The following is a 9,854-nucleotide window of genomic DNA, read 5'->3' on the forward strand; positions in this document are numbered from 1 at the left end:
GGCCTTCCTTCTTCCAGTAAGGGGAGTCGGAAAGGGAGGCTCCGAGCATGAAGGCAACCTTGAAGGGCCGCGTCCTTGCGGCGAGCGACGATATCGTCGAGGTGGGCGGGTACCAGTACTTCCCCCGGGCGGCCGTCCGCATGGACTGGCTCGAGAAGTCCGAGAAAACCGCGGACGATCTGGAGTGCCCGCACGGCGTGCAGTTCTACGATGTGATGATCGATGGTGTGCGCCACGAACGCGCCGCTTGGTCCTACGAAGCGCCGGGAGCTCCGATGGCGAAGGTGGCACACCGGCTGGGGTTCTGGGAGGACGTCGAGGTCGGCTGACGGGTGCGTCGTACGGGCATGAGTGAGGCGACGGTTCACGCCACCATCGGGCAAACCCCTACCTCGGACGGGGTCCGGGCCGGCGTCGGCGCGCTGCCGGGTGGCTCGTTGTATGATCGAGTCATGGATCCACGAGTCGTCGCACGCGTCCTCACTGAGATTGCCGAGACCGCCTCGGAGACCCTCGAGTTGCAGGACGTCTTCGATCGCGTGGCGACGTCCGTCCGCGAGCTCATCCCCTTCGACCAGATGGGGGTCGTGCGCATCATCGAAGGTGGCCGGGCGGTCGCGCACGCGACCACGGTTCCCGAAAAGCGCGACCCGGAATGCTCCCAGCCCTGCGCGTTGTCGTCCTGGTCGCCGCGGATCCGTCCCCGCTCCGGACCGAATCCGCGCATCGATGATGCGCAGGTGGAGCTGGACCCCTCTTTCCCGGGAGATGCGGCGATTCTCGCCGCCGGCGCGCGCTCGGCGCTCTGGGAGCCATTCCAATCCTTGAACTCCTTCACCGGCGGCGTCTGGTTGTGCTCGCGACAACCCCACGTCTTCACCGACCAGCACCAGGAGGTGTTGCGACCCATCGCGGCCCTCCTCGGCTCGGCGGTCGAACACTGGCGCATTTGGGATGCCGAGAGGCGCCGGCGGGAAAGACTCGATCAACTCGAAGGGCTCTTCGGAACGCTGGCGGAGTCCCTGGATGTCCGCGAAGTGTTCGAGCGCGTTTCTCGCATCGTGCAGCCCGTCCTGCCGCACCACCTCCTGGTCCTCACCGAGTTCGACAGCACCGCCCGCAAGCTCTCCGTCGTCGCGCTTGCCGGTGAATCCGACGGCCCCAAGCCCGAGGCACCGATCTCGCTCACGGAACAGGAATCGGAGCGCCGCCTCCTCGAGTTCGAGATCATCCAGGACGTGCAGGCCGAGGTCGCACCGACCACGGAACGCAATCGTCTCATGCTGGCCACCGGAATGCGCTCCTGGCTCCGTGTTCCCGTACGACTCTCGGGCGAAGTGCACGGCTCCGTCGGTTTCTTCCATCGCGAGCCCGCGGCATTCGGCACGCCGGATGTCGAAGTGGCCCGGCGGCTCGCCGACCGGATCGCGCTGGCCCTCTCCCATCACCGGCTGGCGGAGCAGGCCCGGATCGCCGCCGAGGCACGGGAGAGCGCCGAACGGTTGGCAGCGACGGTCGAGACGCTGACGCGGGAGCTCGAATCCCGCGAGGCGAGCCGCATCGTCGGCTCCTCCCGGTCCTGGAAGGAGACCTTGGAGCACGTCGGCCGCGTGGCTGCTTCGGAGACCACCATCCTCGTGACCGGCGAATCCGGCACCGGCAAGGAGGTCGTCTCGCACCTCATCCACCAGGGCTCCCCCCGCGCCGGGAAGCCGTTCGTCGCCATCAACTGCGCCGCGCTCCCGGAGCAGCTGCTCGAATCCGAGCTCTTCGGCCACGAAAAGGGCGCCTTCACCGGCGCTGCAGCGACCAAGATTGGCCGCCTCGAGCAAGCCGCCGGGGGCACCCTTTTCCTCGACGAGATCGGCGAGATGAGCCCCCTCGTGCAGGCGAAGTTCCTGCGCGTGTTGCAAGAGCGGGAATTCCAGCGCCTCGGCGGCACGCGTACGCTCAAGGCCGACGTGCGCGTCATCGCCGCCACGAACCGCGATCTCACCACGGCGATGGCGCGCGGCGACTTCCGCGAGGATCTTTTCTATCGCCTGAACGTGTTCGAGATCCGCGTCCCGGCGCTCCGCGACCGCCCCGAGGACATCCTCTTGCTGGCCGACGCCTTTCTCCAGGATCTCGGCCGCACGATGGGGCGCCCGGCGGCCGGGATCTCGCGGGACGCGCGTGAGTGGCTGCTCGATTACACCTGGCCGGGCAACGTCCGCGAGCTGCGCAACGCCATCGAGCGGGCGATCCTTCTCTGCGACGGAGGGCTGATCACGCGAGCCCATCTCCCGGTCCAGCTCCGTCAGCCTGCGGCTGGGATCGTGTCGGGAAACAACGGCTCCTCGAGCTCCGAAACGGCCATCCCCTCCAACGGCATGGATCTCGAAGCGGTGGAACGGAGCTACGTCGTGAGAGCCCTCGGGCAAGCGCGAGGCAACAAGTCCAAGGCCGCCCGTCTCCTCGGCCTCACTCGCGCCCAGCTCTACACCCGCCTCGACAAGTACGGCATCCAGTGAGCCGGGTGCCGCACCTCTCCCACAAAGCGTACGCTGGGCGTCCATGACCGAGCGAGAAACGCTCACACGGTTAGCGGAACAGTGGATTTCGCTCTGGACCGTGCCCGTGGATTGGGCCTTGTTCGACCGGCTTCATGCCGAGGAGTTCGAGGATGCAGCCTCCGCGGGGCGTCCTACCACGAAAGCCGGATTCGCCCAGGGGCTGAAAGATCTGACCCTGGCCTTCCCGGACCTGAAGACGAAGGTCGAGGACCTCGTCCTCGACACGGCGACGAGCAAGATCGCAGTCCGCTGGTCGGCAGTGGGAACGAATCGAGCCCGCTACCTGGGTGTCGGCCCGACGCACAAGGCCACGCACATCACGGGCATCGAGGTGGTGGAGGTGCGAGGCACACAGATCGTCAGGCGCTGGGGTGAGTGGGACATCACGAAACACACCCACTCCTGACATGTCGTACTCCAAGCTGTTCGCCAGGGTCAGCCTCAATGTCGTCATCTTCGGCGTCTTGCTGTTCGCGCCCGCAGGGACTCTGGACTGGTGGCGTGCCTGGGTGATTCTCGCTGTGGTTCTCGTGGGAACCGTCGTCACCACGGCGAGCCTCCTTCGCATCAACAAGGGCCTGCTCGAGGAGCGCTTCAAACCACCCATCCAGCCAGGGCAGCCGCTCGCCGACAAGATCGTCGTGGTGCATCTGATCGCTGCCTTCGTCGGTTTGTTCGTCTTCATTCCCCTGGATGTGTTCCGATTGCATCTGCTGCCGAAACCAGGAGCCATCGTCTCGCACGTGGGGCTCGGGCTCTTTGTCGCGGGCTGGTGGTTGATGAGCTTGGCTCTGACGGAGAACGCCTTCGCTGCGCCAGTGGTCAGGCATCAAGAGGAAAGACACCAGCGGGTGATCGATACCGGAGTGTACAGCGTGGTGCGGCACCCGATGTACGCAGGGGCCGTCCCCCTGCTGGTGGGCACGCCGCTATGGCTGGAGTCTTACGCTGCTGCTGTACTGGCGCTCGTTCCCATCGGCATCCTCGCGCTGAGGATCCAAGTCGAGGAACGGTTCTTGAGGCGTGAACTGCAGGGCTACGCTGCCTACACGGAGAGGGTCCGATACAAGCTGATCCCATTCCTCTGGTAGCCACGGAAGTTCAGCCCCTCTTTCTCCCCTTTCTGTTCCAGCGCCGGGTTCGACCCGGGAAAACCGCCGCTTTGCCGACAACCTGTCGATTTATCGACAAGCGTAGCCCCATGGCCAGAGCGCGCGCGCCCCCTCGTCTCCCCCGGTCAAATGCTGCGAATGCACGGGCTTGAATGCGGCCATCGACTCCTCATCGGACCCGGCACGTCTCTTGAGTTGCTGTGCCCTCCGAGAGGAGAACGCGATGTCCCAGGCCAACGTCGAACGAGTGATCGGGCAGCTGCTGACCGACGAGGCGTTCCGCCACCGCTTCGCGGACGACCCCCAGGCGGCGCTGCAGGATCTCGCCCAGCGCGGCGTCGAACTGAACGCCTGTGAGCAGCAGGCCCTGCTCCGCATGGATCCGCGCGTCCTCTCCCGCTGCGCCCAAGCCATCGACCCGCGCCTGCAGAAGACCGACCTCCGTGGAGGAGCGCGATGAGATCCCGGCGAGTCTCCCCATTGCTCGCTTTCGCGCTCCTTCCCGCCTTCGCCAGCGCCGGCACGGCGACGAGCGCCGGGGCGCGCGCTCTCACCCTCGACGAGGCAGTCGACCTCGCCCTGGAGAAGAACGAAGGGATCCTGATCGAGCGGCAGTCCCTGGCCGCGGCGGACGCCGGCGTGATGGGGGCGAAAGGCGCCTACGATCCGCTCTTCGTGATCGCCGGTGGCTGGCGTCGAGCCACGGAGCCGGTGAACTCCGCCTTTTCCGGCGCTCCCGCGGACGCACTGGCTCCCACCATCGAGGTGGCCGAAGCGCGCGCCGCCTTCCAACAACTCCTACCGACGGGGGGTCGAATCACCCTTCGCGCCAGCACCTCGCGCGGTACGAGCGACGGTACCTTCGATCTCCTTTCGCCCGCCTACGGCACCCAGGCCGGCGTGGAGCTGCGGCAACCACTCCTGCGCGGCCTGAGAATCGACACGGCGCGCCTCACGGTGCGCCTCGCCAAGGCGGACCGCAGGCTGTCGGCCGCTGCACTACGGCACGAAATCACCGAGACCGTGGCTGCGGTCGAAGACGCGTACTGGAGGCTCGCCGCCGCGCGGCGGGCAGTCGAGGTACGCGCCGAGTCCGTGCACCTCGCCGAGGAACAGCTCTCCGAGACCCAGATCCGCATCAGTCAGGGAGCGAGCCCGGACGACGAGATCTCCCAGCCGCGGGCCGAGGTGGAACGGCGGCGGGGAGAGCTCTTCGATGCGCAGGAAGCGGCGTCGCGGGCGGAGAACGCGCTCAAGCTCCTCATCCTCGCCGACTCCGACACGGACTTCTGGGCCGAGCCTTTCGACCCGGCGGAGGAGGCGCAGATGGAGATCCTTCCCGTCGACGTCGCGGCGTCGATCGCGCGCGCCCTGGCCTCGCGCCCGGAGATCGAGGCCGCGAACGCCACCATCGAGCGCCGGCGCGCCGAGACCGCCTTTGCCCGCAACGCGGTCTGGCCGAGCCTCGACGTGGTCGCGTCGTACGACCGCTTCGGTCTGGCGGGCACCACGAACCCGGCCGCCGTGACCCCACCTGGAGTCCCCGTGGTGATCGCGGGTGGCAGAGAAGGCACCTGGGGCCGAGCCTTCTCGATGCTCGGCGAAGGGCACTTCGACGACGCGCGGGTGGGCCTCGAGTTCGAGATCCCCCTTCCCAATCGGACGGCGCGTGCCGCCGCGACGACAGCACGCAACGTCGAGCAGCAGGCGGACGCCGAGCTCGCCCGCGCTCGCAAACGGGTCCGCTCCGAGGTCCTCGATGCTGCCGCTGCCCTGCAGTCGGCGGGCCAGAGGATCGAGGCGGCGCGCGCCGGCCGGGAGGCGGCAGAGGTCCAGCTCTCTTCCGAGCGCGATCGCTACGGCGTGGGTCTTTCCATCAATTTCCTGGTGCTCACGCGCCAGAACGATCTCTCGCAGGCCCAACTCGCCGAGATCACTGCACAGACCGATTACCGCACGGCGCACACCGAGATGGCGCGCGCGACCGGCTCGCTGCTCGAACAGCGCGGCATCGAAGTGGACACAACGCCCTAAGGAGGCCCGGTTCTCATGGCGAAGCGAATGATCCTCATGCTGGCGACGATTGCCGTCTTTCTCGGCGTGATCGGCTTGGTGAAATTCCGTCAGATCCAAACGGCCATCGCCCAGGCGTCGGCGTTCCAACCGCCCCCCGAGGCGGTGACGACGATCGTCGCCGAGCAGGAGCAATGGCCATCGACTCTCCACGCCATCGGGACGATGGTCGCTGTGCACGGGGTGACGGTGAGCGCCGATCTGCCGGGAATCGTGGAGAAGATCAGCTTCGACTCCGGGCGCACGGTGGGTGCCGGCGACGTGCTCGTGCAGCTCGATACGAGCCAGGAGCGCGCCCAGCTGGCGGCGGCGGAGGCTCAACGCGACCTTGCCAACATCAACCTGGAGCGCTTCCGGGGCTTACGGGAGAAGGGAGTCACCTCGCAGGCGGAGTACGACCGGGCCAGCGCCGAAGCCAAGGAGGCGGAGGCGCGGGTCGGCGAGATCGGCGCCACCATCGAGCGCAAGACGATCCGCGCGCCGTTCGCGGGCATCCTCGGCATCCGCCAGGTCAATCTCGGCCAGTACCTGTCGGGGGGCGATCCTGTCGTGCCGCTACAGACGCTGCATCCCATCTACGTGAACTTCGCAGTGCCGCAACAGGAAGTGGCCGCGCTCGTCGTCGGCGCCGAGGTGCGGCTGACGCTCGAAGGCAAGCTGGGCGTGGAGTTCCCCGGCAAGATCACGGCCATCAATTCCATCGTCGACGAGGCGACCCGCAACGTAGAGGTGCAGGCGACCTTCGCGAACGCCGACGGCACGCTGCGCCCTGGGATGTTCGTCGAAACCCAGGTCGTCGTGGGAGCCGGCACACCGATGATCGCCTTGCCGGCGTCCTCGGTGCAGTACGCGCCCTACGGCAACACGGTCTTCCTCGTCGAAGAGATCAAGGGTAAAGATGGGAAGAGCTATCTCGGCGTCCGCCAGCAGTTCGTGAAGCTCGGGAGCGCGCGGGGGGATCAGGTGGCTGTCCTCTCCGGGGTCGAGCCCGGCGCCCAAGTGGTGACCTCGGGGGTCTTCAAGCTGCGCAATGGCGCCGCAGTGCAGGTCAACAATGAGGTCCAACCCGGCAACAATCCTTCACCTCAGCCGGAGGACAGCTGATGAAGTTCACCGATCTCTTCATCCGCCGGCCGGTGCTGGCGGCGGTGGTGAACCTGGTCATCCTGATCGCCGGGTTGCAGTCCATCCGTTCGCTCAGCGTCCGGCAGTACCCGCGTAGCGACATCGCCATCGTCCGGGTGACCACCGCTTACGTCGGCGCCAACGCCGACCTCGTGCGCGGCTTCATCACCACCCCCCTCGAGCGCGTGATCGCCAGCGCCGACGGCATCGACTACATCGAGTCCTCCAGCGCCCAGGGCTTGAGCACGATCACCATTCACCTGAAGCTCAACTACGACACCAACGCGGCGCTCACCCAGGTGCAGGCGAAGGTCGCTCAGGTCCGCAACGACCTGCCGCCCGAGGCCGAGGCGCCCGTCATCGAGCTGGAAACCGCGGACAATCAATTCGCCGCCATGTATCTGGGTTTCTCGTCCAAGGACCTCGATCAGAACCAGATCACCGACTACCTCACCCGCGTCGTGCAGCCGAAGCTGAGCTCCATCAGCGGCGTGCAGCGTGCCGACATCCTGGGCGACCGGACTTTCGCGATGCGCATCTGGCTCAAGCCCGAGCGGATGGCGGCGCTCGGCATCTCTCCGTCCATGGTGCGCGAGGCCCTATCGCAGAACAACTACCTCTCCGCTCTGGGGCGAACCAAGGGAACCATGGTGTCCGTCAACCTGGTGGCCAACACCAACCTGGAGACGGCGGAAGAATTCCGGCAGCTCGTGGTCAAGGAAGAGAAGAACACCATCGTGCGGCTGGGAGAGATCGCCGATGTGGTGCTGGGGGCGGAGAATTATGAAGAGGACGTTCGCTTCGACGGTCAGACGGCCACCTTCATGGGCATCTGGGTGCTGCCCACGGCGAACGCCCTCGAGGTGATCGGGAGGGTGCGCGACGCCATGCCCGGTATCCAGGCGCAGCTTCCCGTGGGGATGAAGGCGGGGATTCCCTACGACTCGACCGAATACATCGAGAACGCCATCCACGAGGTCCTCAAGACCTTGAGCGAGACGCTCCTCATCGTCGTCGGCGTCATCTTCCTCTTCCTGGGTTCGGTGCGGTCGGTGCTCATTCCCGTGGTGGCGATCCCGATTTCGCTCATCGGCGCGGTGTTCATGATGCAGCTGGCAGGCTTCACCATCAACCTGCTGACGTTGTTGGCCATCGTGCTCTCCGTCGGCCTCGTCGTCGACGATGCCATCGTGATGGTGGAGAACGTCGAGCGCCACCTGCGCCTCGGCAAACGGCCGGTTCGTGCGGCCTTGCATGCCGCCCGGGAGCTCATCGGACCCATCATCGCCATGACCATCACGCTGGCGGCGGTCTACACGCCGCTCGGAATCCAGGGCGGTCTCACGGGAGCACTGTTCCGCGAGTTCGCCTTCGCCCTCGCCGGTGCAGTCATCGTCTCCGGCATCGTGGCCCTCACCTTGTCGCCCATGATGGGGTCCAAGCTCCTGCGCGCCGGTGGCTCGGAGCGCGGCTTCGCCGGGTGGATCAACCGGCGCTTCGACGGCGTACGCAGTGCCTACACCAGGCTGCTGTCCTCGACGCTGGCGTATCGACCGGTGGTGCTCGTCCTCTGGGCGATCGTGGTGGTGTTGATCGTGCCCTTCTACCTGTTCTCGCAGCGCGAGCTGGCGCCGAACGAGGATCAGGGCGTCGTCTTCGGGATCATCCAGGCCGCCGCCAACTCCACGTTGGACCAGACCAAGCTCTTCGCCGACGAGGTCTACGACGTCTATCGCTCCTTCCCGGAGACCAAGAACACCTTCCAGATCACGTATCCCAATGGGGGCTTTGGCGGCATGGTGACCACACCGTGGAAGGAGAGGACAAAAAACGCGGAACAGTTGCAGCTCGAATCGTCCGTAGGATTGTCGAAGATCCCGGGGGTGCGGGTCATTCCCCTGATCCCGCCTGCCCTCCCGGGCGGCGGCGATTTCCCCGTGGACTTCGTCATCGCCTCCACGGCCGAGCCGGAGCAGCTCTACGAGCTCGCCAACCAGCTGGTGATGAAGGCTTTCGCCAGCGGGCTCTTCATGTTCGCCGACGCGGATCTCAAGTTCGATCAGCCGCAGGCGGAAGTCGTCTTCAACCGCGACAAGGTGCGATCGCAAGGGGTCGACATGAGCCAGGCAGGCCAGGATCTTTCCACCTTGCTCGGGGGAGACTACGTCAACCGCTTCAGCATCCAAGGCCGGAGCTACAAAGTGATCCCGCAGGTGAAACGCAGCGAACGCCTGACGCCGGAGCAGCTGGGAGAAATCTACGTCACCGGGCCGGACCACCGGCTCGTGCCGCTATCGACCTTCGCGACCCTGCGGACGACCACGGAGCCGCGGGAGCTCAAGCGCTTCCAGCAGCTCAACGCCGTGCGCATCCAGGGCGTCATCCCGCCGCCGGTGTCGCTGGACCAGGCGCTGCGCTTCCTCGAGGAGGAAGCCGGGAAGATCCTGCCCCAGGGATTCACCATCGACTACGCCGGTGAGTCGCGCCAGCTGCGCACCGAGGGCCGCAAGTTCCTCGGCACCTTCCTCCTCGCCGCGATCTTGATCTATCTGGTGCTCGCGGCTCAGTTCGAGAGCTTCCGCGATCCCTTCGTCATCCTCGCCGGGTCGGTGCCCCTAGCCCTCTCCGGCGCCTTGCTCTTCTCCTTCCTGGGGTTCACGACGCTCAACATCTACAGCCAGGTGGGGCTGATCACCTTGGTCGGCCTGGTGGCGAAGAATGGGATCCTCATCGTCGAGTTCGCCAACCATTTGCAGGAAGCAGGGACAGCGAAGCTGGGAGCCGTCATCGAGGCCGCTGCGACCCGCCTGCGGCCGATCCTGATGACCAGCGCCGCCACGGTCGTTGGGCACCTGCCCCTCGTCTTCGCCCACGGGCCGGGCGCGGGAGCGCGCAACAGCATCGGCATCATGCTGGTGAGCGGCATGATCATCGGGACCTTCTTCACCCTCTTCGTCGTGCCGTCGATCTACATGCTCGTCGCACGGAC

8 protein-coding genes are annotated in these 9,854 nt (G+C 66.3%); all 8 read left to right on the top strand.

Annotated features, from left to right (window positions below):
• The first annotated feature begins 47 nt into the window (after positions 1 to 47).
• Positions 48 to 329 carry a DUF427 domain-containing protein gene (locus VFE28_14325; GenBank protein HZM17174.1) on the top strand — a complete coding sequence of 94 codons (282 nt, stop codon included), beginning with the start codon at positions 48 to 50 and terminating at the stop codon, positions 327 to 329.
• A 123-nt stretch (positions 330 to 452) separates the two neighbouring features.
• The gene (locus VFE28_14330) at positions 453 to 2,513 is read left to right on the top strand and encodes a sigma 54-interacting transcriptional regulator (GenBank protein ID HZM17175.1); all 2,061 of its coding nucleotides are present in this window, start codon (positions 453 to 455) and stop codon (positions 2,511 to 2,513) included.
• 43 nt (positions 2,514 to 2,556) lie between these two features.
• Positions 2,557 to 2,961: an ester cyclase gene (locus VFE28_14335; GenBank protein ID HZM17176.1), complete on the top strand. Its 405-nt coding sequence runs from the start codon at positions 2,557 to 2,559 to the stop codon at positions 2,959 to 2,961.
• A gap of 1 nt (position 2,962) precedes the next feature.
• Positions 2,963 to 3,646 carry an isoprenylcysteine carboxylmethyltransferase family protein gene (locus VFE28_14340; GenBank protein HZM17177.1) on the top strand — a complete coding sequence of 228 codons (684 nt, stop codon included), beginning with the start codon at positions 2,963 to 2,965 and terminating at the stop codon, positions 3,644 to 3,646.
• Between the two features lie 244 nt (positions 3,647 to 3,890).
• Positions 3,891 to 4,127 carry an Os1348 family NHLP clan protein gene (locus tag VFE28_14345; protein ID HZM17178.1) on the top strand — a complete coding sequence of 79 codons (237 nt, stop codon included), beginning with the start codon at positions 3,891 to 3,893 and terminating at the stop codon, positions 4,125 to 4,127.
• On the top strand, positions 4,124 to 5,701 hold the full coding sequence (locus VFE28_14350; protein ID HZM17179.1) for a TolC family protein: 1,578 nt from the start codon (positions 4,124 to 4,126) through the stop codon (positions 5,699 to 5,701). Before VFE28_14345 ends, VFE28_14350 begins: the two co-directional genes overlap by 4 nt.
• Before the next feature lie 15 nt (positions 5,702 to 5,716).
• Positions 5,717 to 6,844, top strand: coding sequence for an efflux RND transporter periplasmic adaptor subunit (locus VFE28_14355; protein ID HZM17180.1), 1,128 nt, complete (start codon positions 5,717 to 5,719; stop codon positions 6,842 to 6,844).
• A partial coding sequence (locus VFE28_14360; GenBank protein ID HZM17181.1) for an efflux RND transporter permease subunit occupies positions 6,844 to 9,854 on the top strand: 3,011 nt, incomplete at its 3' end. The genes VFE28_14355 and VFE28_14360, both read left to right, overlap by 1 nt.

This window comes from Candidatus Krumholzibacteriia bacterium, assembly GCA_035649275.1.
Lineage (GTDB): Bacteria > Krumholzibacteriota > Krumholzibacteriia.

Excerpts from the sequence above, each read along its gene's own strand:
- VFE28_14335 (HZM17176.1), top strand. The coding sequence starts at position 2,557 with ATGACCGAGCGAGAAACGCTCACACGGTTAGCGGAACAGTGGATTTCG.
- VFE28_14340 (HZM17177.1), top strand. The coding sequence starts at position 2,963 with ATGTCGTACTCCAAGCTGTTCGCCAGGGTCAGCCTCAATGTCGTCATC.
- VFE28_14330 (HZM17175.1), top strand. The coding sequence starts at position 453 with ATGGATCCACGAGTCGTCGCACGCGTCCTCACTGAGATTGCCGAGACC.
- VFE28_14325 (HZM17174.1), top strand. The coding sequence starts at position 48 with ATGAAGGCAACCTTGAAGGGCCGCGTCCTTGCGGCGAGCGACGATATC.
- VFE28_14355 (HZM17180.1), top strand. The coding sequence starts at position 5,717 with ATGGCGAAGCGAATGATCCTCATGCTGGCGACGATTGCCGTCTTTCTC.
- VFE28_14350 (HZM17179.1), top strand. The coding sequence starts at position 4,124 with ATGAGATCCCGGCGAGTCTCCCCATTGCTCGCTTTCGCGCTCCTTCCC.
- VFE28_14345 (HZM17178.1), top strand. The coding sequence starts at position 3,891 with ATGTCCCAGGCCAACGTCGAACGAGTGATCGGGCAGCTGCTGACCGAC.